The organism is Rhizobium sp. L51/94, assembly GCF_019355555.1.
GTDB classification, from domain to species: domain Bacteria; phylum Pseudomonadota; class Alphaproteobacteria; order Rhizobiales; family Rhizobiaceae; genus Rhizobium; species Rhizobium rhododendri.
This window is the reverse complement of sequence record NZ_CP072142.1, coordinates 547,436-565,712: the sequence shown is the minus strand read 5'-3', so window position 1 is coordinate 565,712 and position 18,277 is coordinate 547,436. Positions and strand designations below refer to the sequence as shown.

Sequence of the window (18,277 nt, the reverse complement as noted above, 5' to 3'; positions counted from 1 at the left end):
AGAAGAGAATGCCAGCCTGCTCGTCATTTGCTGGCGAACACGCATTTCCGGATCGAACCGGTGACCCCCCAATTGGCATCGACGACCTGCGTCACCGAGAAATCCGCAGCCACCGACATCAGCGAAATTGCCTCGTCCTCCGACAGATTATGCGCCGTCATCAGGAAGCGGCGGAGCTTGCGAAAGGCATCGCGCATGGCGAGATCGAGGCTGGACCGCTTTAAAATTTCCTGTTGGTGATCGGGACCGAGCTCGGACAGATAGTTGGCGTAGCTGAAACCGTAGACCGACCAGACGTCGTCATTCTCCAGCAGCGGATGGTTCAGCCCCTCGAGCACGGTGCCGGGCAGGTCTGCCTTTTTATGCAGGATGAACTCGAACTCTCCCGTCAGCGATATCTCGACCGCGGTGCCACTCAACTCGCTATCGCCTTGTGAGGCATGGGCATCACCGACGGAGAACAGGCCGCCGGGCACCGCGACCGGATAATACATCCGAGCGCCTGAGGTAATCCGCCAATCGTCCATGTTGCCGCCGGTATAGTTCGGCGGGATCGTGCTGACGAAATCGGCTTCGGCCGGAGCCAGCCCCATCGTGCCGAAATGCAGGCGGGCCGGCACCTTGATACCTGCGAGAACCCCGTCTTTCTTGACAACGGTATTGTGGTCCACCCTGACGCCAGGATAATCGATCGTCGCATGGACAATGCCATCCGGATCGGTCTGCGGCGTCCAAAGGTAGGAGTATACGGCCGAGACGGTGGCGGGCTCCTTCATATCGAGCTCGTAGATCGTCACCACTTCCCGCTGCTTCGGCTCCTCGACCAAATCATTGTACTGAAAGCCCCAGTTTGCCGATGGGTTGGAGCCGAAATAGCGGCCTTCATAGGCGGGGTTGGCGCTGGGTCGTGGATAGGCATTCAGGATCCGGACTTCGATCACATCGCCGGGCTCTGCACCCTCGATGGCAATCGGACCCGTCAGCAGATGCACGCCGAGGCCTTCGCCGGCGCCATGGGTGAACGGACCCTCGGTAGCGCCGGCGCCACGACGGCCCATGGTCTTCTGCTCGCTCGTCCAGCGAAAAATCTTTTCTGCCTCAGCATCTCCGGCAATCATGCGATCATAGTCGTCATTGGCATGGTGGGTGATGGTTTCGATGGTGGCGCGGTCATGGGATTTCAGCGTCAGCACGGGGGCAAGCGTCTTGCTGAAATAGCCCCAGTGGACGGTGGAAGACGTCGCTGGCAAATGATGGTTCGTCATGGAAGACCTCTTTGAGAATACAGACTGGAAGGCAGGAACCGCAGGTTCACTCGCCTTCCATCTTACTAAGGAAGCGCGCCGTCAGCGGATGCCGGGGCCTGTTCAGTATTTCCTCGGCCGGTCCTTCCTCGACGATGGAGCCGCCGGAGAGAAAGACAACGCGATCTGCGACTTCGGCAGCAAAACGGAGCTGATGGGTGGAGATGATCATCGCCAGGCCGTCTTCGACAGCAAGGCGGCGAATGACTTCGAGCACTTCGTTGACCAGTTCCGGATCGAGTGCCGAAGTCGGTTCGTCCAGCAGAAGGACGGTCGGACCGGGAGCAACGGCGCGGGCAATGGCGACACGCTGTTGCTGGCCGCCGGACAGATGGCGCGGCAGGGCATCGGCTCGGTGTGACAGACCCACTCTCTGCAGCAGCGCTTCGGCCCGACGATTTGCGTCGAGGCGTGAAAGCCGCTGAACCCATTGCAGCGGATCGGCGACGTTCTCCCTGGCCGTGAGATGGGCGAACAAATTGAACTGCTGGAACACCATGCCGACACCGACACTGGCCCGCATCTGCGCGATTGCCCGTGGCGACAGGGTCCTGCCGCTTTCATTCAACGCCAGAGACCTTCCCCCGACCTCGATGGAGCCCTCCTCCCAGCCTTCGAGACGGTTGATGCAGCGGAGCAAGGTGCTCTTGCCGGAGCCGCTTGGTCCGAGCAGGGCCACGACTTCGCCGGCCTTGACTGTCAGATTGATGCCGTCGAGAACAACATTCGGGCCATAGGCCTTGTGCAGGCCGCGCACGTCCACCGCGACCTGGTTTCCGGCCAGCCGTGCGGCGCGGGCCTGTCGATCGATGCCGCGCGCCGCCGCCGTCACTTTCGGCGAGGCCGGCGGCAGCGGATCGCGTTCCGCTGCCGGAATATCCGTGCCCACAGCAGCCGGCGTCGCGGTGGTGGCTATCACAGCGCGGCCCGGGGATAGCGCGCGGAAAAACCGTGCTATCTGTTCCTTGGGTTTGGGGCGATCGAGATCCAGAAGCATTTCGACGACAATCTGGATGATCGCAATTGCGCCGGTCAGTATGAGGTACATCAGCCCGGAGGCGCAGAAGATCGAAAAGAAGTCGAACGTTGCAGACGCCAGCTGTGTGCTTCGAAGCGTCAGTTCTTGCACGGAGACGACAGAGGCAAGCGACGAATTCTTCAGCGCGCTGACGGCTTCGTTGCCGAGCGCCGGCACCATTGATCGCATCGCCTGCGGCGCAATCACGCGCCACATGATGGCACCTGGCGTCATGCCCAAGGCCTGCGCGGCACTCACCTGGCCGCGATCGACGCCGATGACATTGGCCCTGATGATTTCGGCGATAAACGGCGCTTCATTGAGAGCAAGGGCAAGGCTGGCTGCCTCGATGGCCGTCAGCTTGATGCCGACCATCGGCAAAACGTTGTAGCAGAAGATCATCTGCAGAATGAGCGGCGTGCCGCGGAAAATGATGGCGTAGGTGCGGGAAAGCAGCGAAAGGGCGCGAAACCGGCTCAATTGCATGCCGGCCAGAAGAAGGCCCATGACCAAGCCGCCGGCGAGACCGAAAACCGTGATCAGGAGAGTGTAGACGATCCCGGTCATGAGGTAGGGCTGGCTGAGATAGTGGAGGAAAAGATCCATGATGGCCTTCGCAATGTCCAGGGAAAAGCGGCCGGGCCAATGAGCCCGGCCGGGAGAAGGTGCATTAGTCGGCCAGAATGAGCGAAGGCGCTTCGATCTGGTCTGCCGGCAGGCTCCACTTCTTCATCAGCTCCAGCTGCAGGCCCGACTTCTGGATCTCCGTCACGGCCGCAACGACTGCATCGCGAAATGCGACATTGTTGCGCGGCACAGCGATGCCGACCGAATAGGGCAGCGTCACTGCGGTGGCCTTGCTGAGCTTGTCCGGATAGGCCTTGACCGCGCCATCGACGGTGTTGGCGTCGTTGATGTAAGTATCGGCACGGCCGGCGAGGATCGCCTGGATGCAATTGTCGTTATTGTCGTAGAGCTGGATTTCAGGCGCCGGCTTGCCGGCAGCCTTGCATTCTGCTTCCAGCGCCTGGATGAGCGGCACCTCGACATAACCGGTGTTTTCAGCCGCGACCGCGCCGCACAGCGAGATATTGATGCCGGTGATCTTCTTCGGATTGTCCTTGGCGACGAGCACGCCGTCGACGACCTTCAGGTAAGTCACGAAGTCGGCGGCCTTGGCACGGTCCTTCGTTGCGTAGATGTCGGAGATGACGATATCAGCCTGGCCGGCCTGGACCGTGGTCAGCAACGCGGCAAAGGTCACCGGCTTGTAAGTCAGCTTGAAGCCGAGGCAATCACCGATGGCTTCGCCAAAATCGACGTCGAAGCCGATATAGGCGTCCGGATTGTTCGGGTCGATCGTCTCGTAGCCGGGCGTATGCGGATTGATGGCATTGACGAGCGTCTTGCCTTTCAGGGCCGGGTATTTGGCTTGCAGATCGGCGCAGGCGGCAGGCGTCGCGGAAGCCGCCTCGGCACCTCCCATTGAAACCAGCGTTGCGCCGGTCACCGTCGCTACAAACAACTGCGCCATGATGCACAGGCCCAGCCATGGCTTCAGTGCCTTGCGGCTCCCATTTTTCAGCTTCATCATTTCCCGCTCCGTTCTTGTGAGTGGTGCAGTGTTCTGCACTCGACGGAGGGAAGCTTAGCGATGTTGCCGATGGGAGCGATTGTCGCAAGCCACACGATTTATTGTAGATTTATGCCGAAAAAATCGCGCCTCTCATGTTGCGCATATTATTTAGGCGATGCATGGCCGCTAATTAGTCGTCCTGACGCCGTTTTACGCTCTTCGAATTTGCGGCTTCAAATCAGTGGGCAGGATGTGCGGGACAGGAGTGAGCCCTGCCCCGCGTCTTCACTGGAGGGACGAATGAGCAGCTAAGCGACCTGCTGCGGCTGTGACCTCTGCTCGGCAAGCTTCCGCGCGGACACGAAATCGACTTTTCCGGAGCCCAGCACCGGGACCACGCCGATGGTGACTTCGGCGGGAACCATCATGTCCATTGCTCCTTTGGACTTCGCGAACGCCGAGAAGGCCGATCGGCTGGCGGCAGGCGCATCTGTCAGCAAGACCAGCCGTTCTCCTTTCTTCTCGTCCGGCAGCGCCGAGACAACGGAAAGCGCGGTGGGCCACAATTCTCCGGCCAGTGCTTCGACAGCCGCCAGGGAAACCATTTCGCCGGCGATCTTTGCAAAGCGCTTGGCGCGGCCGCGGATCCTGACGAAACCGTCGTCGTCGATGGTGACGATATCGCCGGTATCGTGCCAGCCGTCCTTCAGGGGCTCGAGGACACCGGGGTTTTCAGCCCTGAGATAGCCGGCCATGACATTGGCGCCGCGCACGTGAAGACGGCCTCCCTCGTCGATGCCGGGAACAGGCTCCAGTTTCCATTCCATGCCGGGGAGGATTTTACCGACCGTTCCGGAGCGATTGTACATCGGGGTGTTCAGCGAAATCACCGGTGCAGTCTCGGTGACGCCGTAGCCTTCGAGAATCCGGAGCCCGAACTTCTCGGTATACGTCTCGCGGGTCGAAGGCTTCACCGGTTCTGCCCCGGAGAAGATATAGCGAATGGACCGGAAATCGTAGGGATGCGCCGTTCTGGCATAGCCGTTGAGAAAGGTATCGGTGCCGAAGATGATCGTGGCGTTGGAGACGTAGACCAGTTCCGGCACGATCCTGTAGTGCAGCGGCGACGGGTAGAAGAACACCGGTACGCCGGAAATCAGCGGCAGCACGGTTCCCGCCGTCAGCCCGAACGAGTGGAACATAGGCAAGACATTGAAAACCTTGTCGCCCGGGTGGAAGTCGATGCGCGCTGCTGCCTGTGCTGCGTTCGACAGGATATTGCGGTGAGTGAGGACCACGCCCTTCGGCGAGCCCTCAGAGCCCGACGTGAACAGGATAACGGCGTGGTCTTCTGGCGAACGACGGACGAGCGGGCGATATTTGTTGAACAGCCCACGGATTTTTTCGAAGGTTGAAATCGTCGTGCGGAGTTCGTCCAGCCAGACGAACTTCACCTCGCGCTGCATTTCCTCGACGAGGGCGCCGAGCTTGCCCTGGGTTACGAAGGCCCGCGAACAGAGCACGTGTTTGACCTCCGCAGCCTTGCAGGCGGACAAGACATTAGCCGCACCCGCTGTAAAGTTCAGCATGGCCGGAACCTTGCCCGCTGACATGACGCCGAGCAGGGTGGCTGCCGTGCCGTTGGCGTTGGGCAGCATGATGCCCAGCGTAGTTTCATTCGGAAACATGGTCTTGAAGCGCGCACCGAGAACGGCAGCCCCCGTCAAAAGCTTGGAATAGGAAAGCTTTCCAGCTATCGGATCCTCGACCGCCAGCGTCTTTCCGCCCATGGTGATTGCTGTCTGGATGACGCGTTCGATAAGCGTAGCATCCGTATTCGTCGTGCGAAAAATCAGCGTCGACATGATCTGATAGAGCGCCGCACCAGCAGCAACGCGGCGTTTCTTGCCTTTGAGATCAGCGGCGACTTCAAGCTTCACCGGCTCCAGAATGGTCACCTTGACCTTCGGGAAGAGACGGCGGCGGACGTGGTTGTCCTTCATGTAGGAGGCGTAGCTTTTTTCGAGGCCATCGATGCGCACGGGCACGATCATCGCCCCGGTCTTGTCGGCCACCATGGCGGCGCCGTCATAGACCTTCATCAGGCTACCGGTAACGGTCAGCCGACCTTCGGGGAAAATGCCGATCGGGTTGCCGTCCTGAACGACCTTGATGAGCGACCGCGTCGCCATTGGCTTGGTCGGGTCGAGCGGCAGGAACTTGCACATTTTGAGGAATGGCTTCACCCACCACACTTGGGCAATATTGGTATCGATAGCAAAGACAGGTTCCTCCTCGGTGATGGCAAGCGCCAGGGCGCCGTCGAGCAGGCTAACATGGTTCAAGGCGATGATCGGCGCGGGTCCAGCCTTCTTGATGTTCTCCAGCCCTTCGACCTCAAGGCGCATGAAGGCACGGAAGAGGATTGAGATCAAATCCCGAAAAGCGTTGGTGGGCAGCGTTCTAAGCATCACCCAGGCAACGCCGGCGTTGATGACCGACAGCGTCAGGATGATGGCCGGGATCGACATGCCGACCACCTGCAGGAGGGCAACGAGTCCAAGCCCGACGACGATGAACAGCGCGGACAGCACATTTGCAGCCCCTATGACGCGGGCACGGCGATGTTCGTCTGCCCAGCTCTGCATGGCGGCAAAGGTCGGAACAGCGAGGAAGGCACCGCCGATTGCCATGCCGGCAAGATCGATGGCCACGCGGATGGTGTGCGGCCCGGCGAAGAATGCGGAAATCGTCTCGGCCTGGGTGATGGAGGTGAGGCCCCAGAGGTTCCATGCGAGATCGAGGCCGAACAGAGCGATGATCAGCGTGCCGATCGGAGCCGGCAAAAGGACCACGCGGCCGGCCGACATCCAGCCGGCAATAGCGGAGCCGATGGCAATGGAGATTGCAAAGACGCCGAGATAGACCGGAACGATAATTTCCGACCCGCCGAGGATCTCCTTGATCATGACCGGCAGCATCGACATGACGAAGGCGCCGACAAACCAGAACCAGCAGTTCATCAGGGCGGAGCGCCAGATCCGTGTATCTCCGCGCAGTTCGTTGATCAGGCGGATGCTCGAGCGCAGGACATTCCGGTCGACAACCAGATCCGGCGCCTTTGCCCCTGTTGGCGGGATGAGGCGGGCGCAAAACCAGCAAAGCAACGACAGGCCCATCATCATCGGCCCGAACACCCAGACATTATCGCCCTTGGTAAAGGCGAGCGCCGCAACGATGGTGCCGGTCAGGATGGCGATAAAGGTGCCGCCCTCGATCCAGGCGTTGGCCTTGGGCAAATCGTTGCGATGAAGATGATCGGGCAGAATGCCGTACTTGATGGGCCCGAACAGAGCTGAGATGATGCCGAAGCCGAGAAGGGCGATCATCAGGATCGAGATCGAGGAGAACGCAATGCCGACGACCGAGATGGCAGCGACGGCAATCTCCCAGCGTTTCAGAAGCTCCGCCATTTTCGCCTTGTCGTATTTATCCGCCAGTTCGCCGGCAATGGCGGAAAGCAGCAGGAACGGCACGATGAAGATGCCGCCGGCCAGGGTGACCAGCGAGGCCCCCTCTGCCGCCATCTGCACGAGGATCACGAAAACCAGCGTCTGCTTGAGAAAATTGTCGTTGAACGCGGTCAGGAATTGCGTCCAAAAAAGTGGCGCGAATTTCCTTGAGGTCATCAGATTGCGTTGCATGTCGGTACTCCTGGAGATGAGTGGAGAGAGGGCCACAGAGTTGTTACGCAACGGTTTCCGCACCTAACAACTCTGTCGTGTAGTTAACGAAACTAGTTCTCGCCAGACCGGTTGAAATTGACCAGGAGCTTCTCGGTGCGGGCATCCTCGACCTTGCGGATCAGCTTTTCAGCTTCGGAATTGTCGCGGAGGGTCTTGGTGATGTTGACGGTTGTCTGGACCAGCATGACGATACCCATCGTCAGGTATCCCTTCCCCCAGAGATCGAGGGGCATCATGTAAAGCCCGACCGCCAGCATGATGGCAGCAGAAGCGAATGAGACATAAGAAAAGCTGATCCAGCTTGACGAGTGCTTCTGGAAACTGTCGTTCATTGTCGTCGTCCTTTGTCAGTTGATGTTGATCTAAGCGGCGGAGTTCATGCGAGTGCGCAGGCGGCCCAGTATCTCGTCAGCGGAAACACGCAGCGGCGCGCCGCAACCCGCATCCGCGAGTTTTTCGAGGACAGAAGCGGTGTTTCTCGTGCCATCCAATTCCCGCAGGACCGAGGTGGCGATGTCATTCCGCATCTGGCGCTCGCTGAGCCGGGCCAGCGTCTGTTCGGCCTCGTCGAGCGAGGCTGAGCCGACACCATGGATCAGGCTATTGAGTTTTTGCACTTGGCCTGTCGCACGTGTGATGCGCTGGCCGCGCTGCAGTTCCTGCAACCTCGCTTCTGCCGCCCGGACCAGGCTCTTTAATTTGCCGATAGAAGCTGTGAACTGGGCTTCGGCCTTTTCTGATGTATCCCTGTCCGCTTCCAGCTGGATGATCGCCTCGGCCGCTTCCCGGGCCAGCACATCATGCCCCTTTTCAAGAGCAGCCATGGTCCGCGCCTCGAGATCGGCGATCCGCGAGACGACAACTGCGCGCCGGCTCTTCTCCTGCTCGTTCTGGGCGGTGGCAACCGCCACGGCCCGCCGTGCTGACTGGATGTCGCCTGCCGCATCCCTTATCTGCTGGTCCAGCAACACCGCTGCATTTCGGTCGACGACAGCCTCTTGTGCTTCGAAAAGCCTGCCGCGGATCAAGGTACGAATTTGTTTGATCATTTTCACGCTCCCGTTTATGAACAATGTTCATGAATACCTATGTGACACATACATGAACATTGTTCAAGAATAAAAATGAACGTCGTTCACTTTTACAGAGAGATAGTCGCTTGGCCGGCAAAAGAGAGATGAAGCGCGAGGATTTGAAGGTGCGGCTGATAGAGGCCGCAAGGCGCCGGATCGAAGCGGAAGGGCTTTCAAACCTGCGGGCCCGCGATGTCGCTCTCGATGCAGGCTGCGCGCTCGGTGGTTTATATACGGTCTTCAAGGATCTGGACGACCTGGTCATCCACGTGAACTCCGCGACCTTGCGGATGCTTGAGCAGACTTTGGTCCTTGGCGAAGTCGGGGATCGCTCTCCGACGGACCGGCTGCGCAACTTGGCGCGAGGCTATCTGAAGTTTGCCGTCGCCCATCGCAATCTCTGGAGCGCGCTCTTCGACCATGTTTTTGCCGATGGACGCCTTGCCCCGCAATGGCATCTCGACGAGCACCTGGCCCTGATGGAAGTCATCGCCGAACCGGTTGCCGGACTCCAGACCGGTTTGTCGGCGGAAGAAAGATCGATCCGGGCGAGGACACTCTTCGGCGCCGTTCACGGCGTCATCAGCATCAGCCTGGCAGGCCGCTTCGTCGGCCTCCCACTCGAACGCCTCGAACGCGAGGTCGACCAGTTCGTGCTTACCATCGCAGCGGGAACAATACGGACGAGTTGAATTTCCGAGCGACCCTGCAACTTCGCCGGCAGGCTTCCCACTGTTTGAACACGAGAACAGACGGGCCCGTAGTTTACAACGCTATCCGCCATCGCCCACGCGATTGCCTTTTTGGGGTCGAGCGAAATTGCTAGGATTTCGAGCGACGGGGCGGGCGTAGAGCGTCTATCAGGCGGTGGACCTTGTCAGTCGCGTAGACAATGTCTTCCTGCGGCAGGTGGACTGTGATCTCGACTTCGTTCCAGCGGCCGGCATTTTCCTTGGCGTACCTGACGGCCGCCTTCAGGCCACGGAATTGCACGGCCGTCGCGCCCGGAACCCAGAACTGCACGGAGCAATCGGCCATGGCGTAGTCGTTCAGAACTTTGATCGGGTCCAGAGCCATCGCGGCCTCCTTGTTTTGGCGCCATGATATCGCACGGCTGACCGGCGGCATCCAGCGTGGCGAACGGCATGACTGATCGGCGTGCCGACTTCAAGCTGCGATACACATCTGGGTGGCGCCCGAGATGCTATTTCGCATCCGCAAAGATAGCGCTGACCTTCCAGGGAAATTGCGCGCCCTTGTCCTCGATGTCGTCGACCTTCCAGCCGTCGGCCTGGTGAACAAGGCTGTAGTACAAGGTTACGGGCACGCCGTTGATAAACTTGACCAAGACCGTCGCCCTGTCGCCCTTGATGTCCGGCTTGCCGATCTTCAGGTGCTCGGCCTCCCCGTCCTGACCCGCAATGACGGGATCGAAGTCTAGAGACAGCGAATCCCCGGGGTCGGTCTTTGCCGCATCGGCCTTGAACAGGCCGTTCAGATGATCCGAAAAGTAGTCCTGGTACCGGGTCACGGAGGCGGGATCCGACGAGCCGACCTTGTCGTCATAGAGCGCCTTCAAAAGCGACTGCGGTGTTTCAAAACTGCTAGCAAAGGCTGGACCGGCGGCGACGGCAGCAAGAACGGCGAAAACGAAGGCAGGCAGGCGCATGAAGGACTCCTCTCGAGACAGGGAGCAGGCTAACGGAAGAGAAATCCGATATCCAGAGTTCATTCCTGGGTTGCTAGCCTGCCGGCGATTGTCGCCCGCCCAAAGCCGCGCGGAATAAAATTCGGACCTTGCTGCATCGCACCCCATACAGGAAGTAAAAATTTACTGATGGAAAAGGCTTCCCATTGCGGTGCCGCAAGCGCAAATATGAATATAATCTTGGGGCAGACTCGGCACTGCGGCGCTGCAGTGATAGGCAATCAGTAGAATGGTGACGATCAAGGAAATAGCAAATGCGGTCGGCGTCTCCTCGGCTACGGTTTCCCGCGTCCTGAACTACGATGCGACCTTGTCGATTTCCGCGTCCAAGCGCCAGGCCGTCATCGAAACCGCCGAGGCATTGAACTACGCGACGCCGCGCAGCCGCAACCGGGCAAACGGCCTCAATGGCGCGCAAGCACTGGTCTCCGGTGCGGGGCGGATTGCCCTCGTCCACTTCCTGCGGCCGCCGCAGGAGCTGACAGATCCCTACTATATCGGCGTTCGCCTCGGCATCGAGAACCGCTGTCGCGCGCTGCAGATCGATGTGGTCAAGGTCTACCACGCCGACAGCCTGCCGGATGCCACACTCCTGCGCGAGGCCTCGGGCGTCATCGCCATCGGCCGCCACACCGACGAGGAGGTGGAATGGCTGCGCGAACACAGCCGTACGGTGGTTTTTGCGGACTTTTCACCGCAGATCGACCTCGAGGACAGTGTCGAGAGCAACATCCAGCTGGCCATGCGCAAGCTGCTTTCGGCACTCCGCGACCGCGGCTACCGGCGCATCGGCTTCATTGGCTGGCTCGAACATATCAACCAGGTCCCCAATCATTTCACCGAGCGGCGCTGCAGGACCTATATCGAGTGGATGAAGCAGCACGACCTTTTCGACCCGGAGCTTTGCGTTACCGAACACCTCACCCCCGACAGTGGCTACACCCTTGCGAAATCCCTGATGCAGATCGCGTCGCCGCCAGACATCATCGTCGCCTGTAACGACAACATGGCCATCGGCGCATACCGGGCAATGCTGGAACTCGGCCTCAAGATCCCGGACGATGTGGCTATTGCCAGCTTCAACGACATTCCGGTGGCGCAGCTGCTCAATCCGCCGCTGTCGACCGTGCGTATCCCGGCCGAACTGATCGGCGAGACCGCTGTCGACCTGCTGCTGGAGCGGTTTGCCGGCCGCGATATCGTCAAGACGGTGATCTTATCCACAGACATTATCTGGCGGGAAAGCACGCGTTGACGGGCCAAAACAGTGCCGACAAAGGGGCTCTTTGTGCAGCGCAGTAAAAATTTACTGAAAATATTGCTTCTTTTTCTTTTATGAGGAATACTGCGTTTCGGAGACAGGAGGCTTGTCTCGTCAACGTGACTTCTGGGAGGAAGCAATGGATAATTTTCTGCGCGCCCGCGCGCCGCGCATCATCGCTCTGGCTCTGGCCGGCGTCAGCCTTTTGGCGGTTACAGCCGCCGAGGCAAAAGAAATCACCGTCTGGTGCTGGGATCCGAACTTCAACGTCGCAATCATGAAGGAAGCCGGCGCCCGCTACACCAAGACACACCCGGACACCACCTTCAACGTCGTCGACTTTGCCAAGGCTGACGTCGAGCAGAAGCTGCAGACCGGCCTGTCGTCGGGTGCTGGCGGCGGCCTGCCGGATATCGTCCTCATAGAGGACTACGGCGCACAGAAATATCTCCAGTCCTTCCCGGGTGCATTTGCGCCGATGTCTGACAAGGTCGACTACAAGGCGTTCGCCCCTTACAAGGTCGAACTGATGACGGTCGACGGCAAGGTCTACGGCATGCCGTTCGATTCCGGCGTGACCGGCCTCTACTATCGCAAGGACTATCTGGAAGCCGCTGGCTTCAAGGCAGAAGATCTCAACAACATCACCTGGGACCGTTTCATCGAGATCGGCAAGCAGGTCGAAGCCAAGACCGGCAAGAAAATGATGGGCACCGACCCGAACGACGCCGGTCTCGTCCGCATCCTGATGCAGTCGGCTGGTGGCTGGTATTTCGACAAGGATGGCAACCCCAACATCCTCAACAATCCGGCGCTCAAGGCATCGCTTGAAACCTTCGGCAAGATCATGGCCTCGGGCATTGCCAAGCAGGCTGTCGGCTGGTCGAACTACGTCAACACGTTCACCTCGGGCGATGTTGCCTCGACAGTGACCGGGGTGTGGATTACCGGCACAATCAAGGCCCAGAAGGACCAGTCCGGCAAATGGGGTGTTGCCCCGATCCCGGCATTGAACGTCGAGGGCGCAACGCATGCATCGAACCTCGGTGGTTCCAGCTGGTACGTTCTGTCTGCGTCCAAGCAGAAGGACGAGGCGATCGACTTCCTCAATGCGGAATACGCAAAGGACATCGATTTCTACCAGAAGATCCTGACCGATCGTGGCGCTGTCGGCTCACTGACGGCCGCCCGCACCGGTGCTGCCTATGAACAGGCCGACGCGTTCTTCGGCGGCCAGAAGGTGTGGCAGAGCTTTGCCGATTGGCTGGCCAAGGTTCCCCCGGTCAATTACGGCATCTACACAAACGAAGTCGATGCGGCTGTAACGGCGCAGATCCCGGCGATTGCCAAGGGCGGTTCCGTCGACGAAGCGCTGAAGGCCATCGACGCCCAGGCAAAGACCCAGATCCAGTAGGACTTCCTCCCCGAAGGGGCGGCTTTCGAGCCGCCCCCATCTCTTTCTGCAGCTTCGAGGGCGATCGATGGCTTCTGCGCGTCCCAGCGGCGTTCGCCGCTTCTATAATGTCAACGGATGGCTCTTCATTGCCCCGGCGCTGGTGCTGATCGGCCTGTTCATGGTCTATCCGATCCTCTGGTCACTGTTCATGTCGTCCCAGTCCGGCCGCGGAGCGATGGTAAAATTCGTCGGTTTCGGCAATATCGTCCGCCTCGCCAACGATCCGGTCTTCCTGCACGCGCTGACCAATACGGTGACGTTCTTCATCATCCAGGTTCCCATCATGATCCTGCTGGCCCTGTCGCTGGCGGCCGTGCTGAACATGCCGAAGCTCGTCGGACGGGGCCTGTTCCGTACCGCGATCTTCTTGCCGTGCGTCACCTCGCTGGTGGCCTATTCCGCGCTTTTCAAAGGGATGTTCGCCGAGCAGGGCGTGGTCAACAGCACGCTGGAGGCCATCGGCATCATCGCGTCGCCGATCCCGTGGCTGACCGACGGTTTCTGGGCCAAGGTGCTGATCATTCTTGCCATCACCTGGCGGTGGACCGGCTACAACATGATTTTCTACCTCTCCGCCATGCAGAACATCGACAAGTCAATCTATGAGGCGGCGCGCATCGACGGAATCAATGCCTGGGGACGGTTCGTCTACATCACCATCCCGCTGCTGAAGCCGGTTATCCTGTTCACCTCAGTAATCTCGACCATCGGCACGCTGCAGCTGTTCGATGAGGTGATGAACATCACCCAGGGCGGTCCTTCGGATTCGACGCTGACCCTGTCGCTCTACATCTACAACCTGACCTTCAAGTTCATACCGAACCTCGGCTATGCCGCGACGGTCTCCTACGTCATCGTCGTGCTGGTGGCGATGCTGGCCTTCGTGCAGTTCTACGCGGCACGGGAGAAAGACCAATGAGCGGCGATCGTTTCAAGGCACTCGCCATCCAGGTTTTCACCTATGGCTTCATCGGCGTCATGTCGTTCATCTCGGTCTTCCCGTTTCTCTGGATGATCATTAGCACCAGCAATTCTTCGATCGACATCGTCAAGGGTAGCGTGACCATTGGTTCGGCTTTCTGGATCAACGTGCAGGGCTTCTTCTCGCAAGTCGACGTGCCGTTGATCTTCTGGAACTCGGCCAAGATCGCCATCCTCAGCACCGTGCTGACGCTCGCCATCTCTTCCTGTGCCGGCTATGGCTTCGAGATGTTCAAGTCAAAGGCTCGCGAGCGGGTCTACAGCGCCATCCTCCTGACGCTGATGATCCCGTTTGCCGCCCTTATGATCCCGCTCTTCGTGCTGATGGGCCATGCCGGTCTTATCAACAGCCATATCGCTGTTCTTCTGCCGACAATCAGCTCAGCCTTCATCATCTTCTATTTCCGCCAGAGCACGAAAGCCTTTCCGTCCGAACTGCGCGATGCCGCCAAGGTCGACGGGCTGAAGGAATGGCAGATCTTCCTGTTCATCTACGTGCCGGTGATGCGCTCGACCTATGCGGCCGCCTTCATCATCGTCTTCATGACGGCGTGGAACAACTATCTCTGGCCGCTGATCGTGCTGCAGTCGAACGACACCAAGACCATCACGCTGGTCGTCTCGTCACTGGCTTCCGCCTACTACCCCGATTTCGGTGTCGTCATGGTCGGCACCGTGCTTGCGACGCTGCCCACGCTCGTCGTCTTCTTTCTCATGCAACGTCAATTCGTCCAGGGCATGCTGGGCTCCGTCAAATAGGAATGAAAATGCGTTCTGTTGTTTCCTTCAACGATACCTGGACCTTTCACGAGGGTTTCGCCCCTGGTCTCACCGAGGCCCTGACCGCCGGCCAAATGGTCACCCTGCCGCACAATGCGGTAGACCTGCCGTTCAACTATTTCGACGAGAAATCCTATCAGCGCGCCTTCACCTACCAGGCCGTCCTGAAGTGGCAGCCGGAGTTCGACGGTCGCGAAGTGTCGCTGGTATTCGACGGCGCCATGGCCGACTCCGTCGTTTATCTCAATGGCAAGGAGATTGTCGCCCACAAGGATGGCTACACGCCCTTCGAGGCGCGCCTGACCGACGGTCTGCATCAGGGCGACAACCTGATCACCGTCAAGATCGACGGCAGCGAAAACCCGGAAATCCCACCCTTCGGTGGCCGAATCGATTATCTCACCTATGCCGGCATCTATCGCGATGTCTGGCTGAAGGTCACCGATACGGTGTCGATCGGCAACATCAAGATCGAGACCGGCCATGTGCTCAGCGAGGCAAAGTCGGCGACGGTGCGTTGCGACTTCTCCAATCCACAGGGTGTGGCGTTCAACGGCACCGTGACCGCCGTCATCACCGACGCCGCAGGCAAGGAAATTGCCACGGCCTCGTCCGAAACGACAGGCACAAGCGTGACGCTGGCCTTCGCCAACCTCACAGGCCTGTCGCTCTGGGATATCGACGACCCTGTCCTCTATACCGTCGCCGTCTCGCTCGAGAGCGACCAGGGCTCGGACCGGCTTGCCTCGCATTTCGGCTTCCGCACGGCCGAATTCACGACCGAAGGCTTCAAGCTCAATGGTCGCAAGCTAAAGATCCGCGGCCTCAACCGTCACCAGTCCTACCCCTATGTCGGCTATGCCGCCGGCCGCTCCGCCCAGGAGCTGGACGCCGACATCATGAAGAACACGCTGAAGTGCAATCTCGTCCGCACCTCACACTATCCGCAGTCCAAATGGTTTCTCGATCGGTGCGATCGCATTGGCCTCTTGGTGTTCGAGGAAATCCCCGGCTGGCAGCATATCGGCGGCGAGGAGTGGAAGCAGGAATCGATCCAGAACGTCCGCCGCATGATCGAGCGCGACTGGAACCATCCGTCGATCATCATCTGGGGCGTGCGCATCAACGAATCCAAGGATAGCCACGACTTCTATCTCGAGACCAACCGGCTCGCCCATGAGTTAGACAGCACGCGCCAGACCGGCGGCGTCCGATTCATCCTCGACAGCGAATTCCTCGAAGACGTCTTCACGATGAACGACTTTATCCTCGGCAACGAGGAGCTGCCGGGCAGCAACCGCCCGCGCACGGCGCTGAGAAGCCAGCAGGAATGCACGGGCCTGCAGAAGGTCGTGCCATACCTGATCACCGAATTCGGCGGCCATATGTATCCGACGAAAATCTACGACCAGGAACAGCGGCAGGCCGAGCATGTGCGGCGCCATCTGGAAGTGCTGAACGCTGCCTATGGTGATCCCAACATTTCCGGTGCCATCGGCTGGTGCATGTTCGACTACAACACCCACAAGGACTTCGGCTCCGGCGACCGGATCTGCTACCATGGCGTCATGGACATGTTCCGCGAACCGAAATTTGCAGCCTATGTCTATGCCAGCCAGTGCGAGCCATCAGAAGAAGTGGTGATGAAACCAGTCACCTTCTGGGCGCGTGGCGAGCGCAACATCGGCGGCGTGCTGCCACTGATCATCCTCAGCAACTGCGACGAGATCGAATTGCGTTACGGTTCGCTGGTCAAGCGCGTCGGTCCTGACCGCGAGACGTTTCCACACCTGCCGCACCCGCCCATCGTCGTCGACCATCGTCATTTCACCAAGGACGAACTCGGCGTCTGGGGCATGCAGTGGGAAGACGCCCATTTCACTGGATTTGTCGCCGGCGAAGCCGTCGCAAAACTGCACATGGTCGCCGATCCGCTGCCGACGACACTGCAGGTCGAAGCGGACAGCAAGACGATCCGTGCCGAAGGGCGCGACAGCACCCGCGTTATCGTCCGCGCGCTCGATCAGGTCGGCTCGCGCCTCCCGTTCATCAACGATGTCGTGACACTAAAGGTGTCTGGTCCGGCAAAGATCGTCGGCCCCCACGTCATTCCGTTCCAGGGCGGCACGACCGGCTTCTGGCTGGAATCGACAGGCGAGAGCGGCGATATTACCATAGAGGTCACCTCGCCCCGCTTTACCGGCACCACGGTAGAACTCACGGCGGTCAACTCGACCCAGCAGGAAGCGGTAACCCCATGAGCGAAGTCTCTCTCCGCAATATCCGCAAATCCTTCGGCAGCCTCGACGTCATCAAGGGCGTTGACCTTGACGTCCAGTCCGGCGAATTTGTCGTCTTCGTCGGGCCGTCGGGCTGCGGGAAGTCGACCCTGCTGCGGATGATCGCCGGCCTCGAGGATATCACCTCGGGGACGCTGTCGATTGCCGGCAAGGAAGTCAACGATGTCGATCCGTCAAAGCGCGGCATCGCCATGGTGTTTCAGTCCTACGCGCTTTATCCCCATATGACAGTGCGCGAAAACATGGGCTTTGCGCTGCGCTTCGCCGGCGTCGCCAAGGCCGAGGTTGCGCGTCAGGTGGAGGAAGCAGCCCGCATTCTCGAACTGGAGCCGTTGCTCGACCGCAAGCCGAAGCAACTTTCGGGCGGCCAGCGCCAGCGCGTCGCCATCGGCCGTGCCATCGTCCGCCATCCCAAGGTGTTCCTGTTCGATGAACCGCTGTCGAACCTCGATGCAGAATTGCGCGTGCATATGCGCATCGAGATCGCCCGGCTGCACAAGAAGCTGGCGACGACCATCATCTATGTGACGCACGATCAGGTCGAGGCGATGACGCTGGCCGACAAGATCGTCGTCTTGCGCAGCGGCACGGTCGAGCAGGTCGGCGCGCCGCTCGATCTCTACGACGATCCGGCCAACCTGTTCGTCGCCGGCTTCATTGGCTCGCCAAAGATGAATTTTTTCAAGGGCGTGCTGGCTCGAAACGCCGATGGCCGCTGGTCTGCAAAGCTCCCGGAGCTTGGCGACACCACCATTCCGCTGGTGATCGGCGCCGACAAGGCAGCAGAGGGAACACCGGTGACGATCGGCGTCCGGCCTGAACATTTTGACGAGGTCGGGGATGCGTCACTCGATATGGTCGTCGACATGCTGGAACATCTGGGCGGCGAAACATACGCCTTTGCCCGCTATGGCGAAGGCGAACTCGTCACAGTGCTGACCCGCAACGGCCGCGGCCTGAAATCAGGCCAGACCATCACCGCCCGCTTCGATCCGGCTAAGGCATTGGTGTTCGACGCTGCCGGCGAGCGGTTGCGCTAGCCCCGCGCTATCGTCCGATTGGCATTGGCGCCCT

Annotated in this window: 15 protein-coding genes; 7 read left to right on the top strand and 8 right to left on the bottom strand. The window is 59.7% G+C overall.

Translation table 11 applies throughout. The features are described 5' to 3' along the window. Positions 1-23: 23 nt before the first annotated feature. The 6 genes from J5274_RS20610 to J5274_RS20585 all read right to left on the bottom strand — a co-directional run bounded on the left by J5274_RS20610 (position 24) and on the right by J5274_RS20585 (position 8,693). A complete protein-coding gene (locus tag J5274_RS20610) occupies positions 24-1,265 on the bottom strand; it encodes an acetamidase/formamidase family protein (protein ID WP_209186407.1) in 1,242 nt (413 codons plus the stop codon). Positions 1,266-1,311: 46 nt separating this feature from the next. Further along, positions 1,312-2,928 carry an ABC transporter permease subunit gene (locus J5274_RS20605; RefSeq protein WP_219275613.1) on the bottom strand — a complete coding sequence of 539 codons (1,617 nt, stop codon included), beginning with the start codon at positions 2,926-2,928 and terminating at the stop codon, positions 1,312-1,314. A gap of 64 nt (positions 2,929-2,992) precedes the next feature. Further along, positions 2,993-3,856 (bottom strand): ABC transporter substrate-binding protein, encoded by an 864-nt coding sequence (locus J5274_RS20600; RefSeq protein ID WP_161990976.1) that lies wholly within the window; start codon positions 3,854-3,856, stop codon positions 2,993-2,995. Between the two features lie 350 nt (positions 3,857-4,206). Then, entirely contained in the window at positions 4,207-7,602 is a 3,396-nt protein-coding gene (locus J5274_RS20595) for an acyl-[ACP]--phospholipid O-acyltransferase (protein WP_219275612.1), read from the bottom strand. A 92-nt stretch (positions 7,603-7,694) separates the two neighbouring features. Beyond that, positions 7,695-7,976, bottom strand: a complete 282-nt coding sequence (locus tag J5274_RS20590; protein ID WP_142830901.1) for a YiaA/YiaB family inner membrane protein — start codon at positions 7,974-7,976, stop codon at positions 7,695-7,697. Positions 7,977-8,006: 30 nt separating this feature from the next. Next, entirely contained in the window at positions 8,007-8,693 is a 687-nt protein-coding gene (locus J5274_RS20585; RefSeq protein ID WP_219275665.1) for a PspA/IM30 family protein, read from the bottom strand. Between the two features lie 110 nt (positions 8,694-8,803). Here J5274_RS20585 and J5274_RS20580 point away from each other — a divergent pair, with 110 nt between their 5' ends. Next, positions 8,804-9,409, top strand: a complete 606-nt coding sequence (locus J5274_RS20580; protein ID WP_142830898.1) for a TetR/AcrR family transcriptional regulator — start codon at positions 8,804-8,806, stop codon at positions 9,407-9,409. 130 nt (positions 9,410-9,539) lie between these two features. Here J5274_RS20580 and J5274_RS20575 read toward each other — a convergent pair whose 3' ends face one another. Both J5274_RS20575 and J5274_RS20570 read right to left on the bottom strand, forming a co-directional pair. Next, entirely contained in the window at positions 9,540-9,794 is a 255-nt protein-coding gene (locus tag J5274_RS20575; RefSeq protein ID WP_142830897.1) for a hypothetical protein, read from the bottom strand. Positions 9,795-9,921: 127 nt separating this feature from the next. Next, complete coding sequence (locus J5274_RS20570; protein ID WP_219275611.1) at positions 9,922-10,386, bottom strand: DUF3828 domain-containing protein; 465 nt, start codon at positions 10,384-10,386, stop codon at positions 9,922-9,924. Positions 10,387-10,654: 268 nt separating this feature from the next. Here J5274_RS20570 and J5274_RS20565 point away from each other — a divergent pair, with 268 nt between their 5' ends. From J5274_RS20565 to J5274_RS20540, 6 genes are all read left to right on the top strand, one after another. Continuing rightward, positions 10,655-11,680, top strand: a complete 1,026-nt coding sequence (locus tag J5274_RS20565; RefSeq protein ID WP_143123151.1) for a LacI family DNA-binding transcriptional regulator — start codon at positions 10,655-10,657, stop codon at positions 11,678-11,680. A gap of 145 nt (positions 11,681-11,825) precedes the next feature. Further along, complete coding sequence (locus J5274_RS20560; RefSeq protein ID WP_142830891.1) at positions 11,826-13,100, top strand: sugar ABC transporter substrate-binding protein; 1,275 nt, start codon at positions 11,826-11,828, stop codon at positions 13,098-13,100. Positions 13,101-13,167: 67 nt separating this feature from the next. After that, positions 13,168-14,061 carry a carbohydrate ABC transporter permease gene (locus J5274_RS20555; protein WP_142830889.1) on the top strand — a complete coding sequence of 298 codons (894 nt, stop codon included), beginning with the start codon at positions 13,168-13,170 and terminating at the stop codon, positions 14,059-14,061. Further along, positions 14,058-14,882, top strand: coding sequence for a carbohydrate ABC transporter permease (locus J5274_RS20550; RefSeq protein ID WP_219258351.1), 825 nt, complete (start codon positions 14,058-14,060; stop codon positions 14,880-14,882). Before J5274_RS20555 ends, J5274_RS20550 begins: the two co-directional genes overlap by 4 nt. A gap of 8 nt (positions 14,883-14,890) precedes the next feature. Then, positions 14,891-17,164 (top strand): glycoside hydrolase family 2 protein, encoded by a 2,274-nt coding sequence (locus J5274_RS20545; RefSeq protein ID WP_219275610.1) that lies wholly within the window; start codon positions 14,891-14,893, stop codon positions 17,162-17,164. Further along, positions 17,161-18,243: an ABC transporter ATP-binding protein gene (locus J5274_RS20540; RefSeq protein ID WP_142830883.1), complete on the top strand. Its 1,083-nt coding sequence runs from the start codon at positions 17,161-17,163 to the stop codon at positions 18,241-18,243. Before J5274_RS20545 ends, J5274_RS20540 begins: the two co-directional genes overlap by 4 nt. Positions 18,244-18,277: the final 34 nt, after the last annotated feature.

What these genes read in the sequence shown, in the direction of transcription:
- J5274_RS20610 (WP_209186407.1), bottom strand. Translation starts at nt 1,265, where the DNA reads ATGACGAACCATCATTTGCCAGCGACGTCTTCCACCGTCCACTGGGGC.
- J5274_RS20605 (WP_219275613.1), bottom strand. Translation starts at nt 2,928, where the DNA reads ATGGATCTTTTCCTCCACTATCTCAGCCAGCCCTACCTCATGACCGGG.
- J5274_RS20600 (WP_161990976.1), bottom strand. Translation starts at nt 3,856, where the DNA reads ATGGCGCAGTTGTTTGTAGCGACGGTGACCGGCGCAACGCTGGTTTCA.
- J5274_RS20595 (WP_219275612.1), bottom strand. Translation starts at nt 7,602, where the DNA reads ATGCAACGCAATCTGATGACCTCAAGGAAATTCGCGCCACTTTTTTGG.
- J5274_RS20590 (WP_142830901.1), bottom strand. Translation starts at nt 7,976, where the DNA reads ATGAACGACAGTTTCCAGAAGCACTCGTCAAGCTGGATCAGCTTTTCT.
- J5274_RS20585 (WP_219275665.1), bottom strand. Translation starts at nt 8,693, where the DNA reads ATGATCAAACAAATTCGTACCTTGATCCGCGGCAGGCTTTTCGAAGCA.
- J5274_RS20575 (WP_142830897.1), bottom strand. Translation starts at nt 9,794, where the DNA reads ATGGCTCTGGACCCGATCAAAGTTCTGAACGACTACGCCATGGCCGAT.
- J5274_RS20570 (WP_219275611.1), bottom strand. Translation starts at nt 10,386, where the DNA reads ATGCGCCTGCCTGCCTTCGTTTTCGCCGTTCTTGCTGCCGTCGCCGCC.
- J5274_RS20565 (WP_143123151.1), top strand. Translation starts at nt 10,655, where the DNA reads ATGGTGACGATCAAGGAAATAGCAAATGCGGTCGGCGTCTCCTCGGCT.
- J5274_RS20560 (WP_142830891.1), top strand. Translation starts at nt 11,826, where the DNA reads ATGGATAATTTTCTGCGCGCCCGCGCGCCGCGCATCATCGCTCTGGCT.
- J5274_RS20555 (WP_142830889.1), top strand. Translation starts at nt 13,168, where the DNA reads ATGGCTTCTGCGCGTCCCAGCGGCGTTCGCCGCTTCTATAATGTCAAC.
- J5274_RS20550 (WP_219258351.1), top strand. Translation starts at nt 14,058, where the DNA reads ATGAGCGGCGATCGTTTCAAGGCACTCGCCATCCAGGTTTTCACCTAT.
- J5274_RS20545 (WP_219275610.1), top strand. Translation starts at nt 14,891, where the DNA reads ATGCGTTCTGTTGTTTCCTTCAACGATACCTGGACCTTTCACGAGGGT.
- J5274_RS20540 (WP_142830883.1), top strand. Translation starts at nt 17,161, where the DNA reads ATGAGCGAAGTCTCTCTCCGCAATATCCGCAAATCCTTCGGCAGCCTC.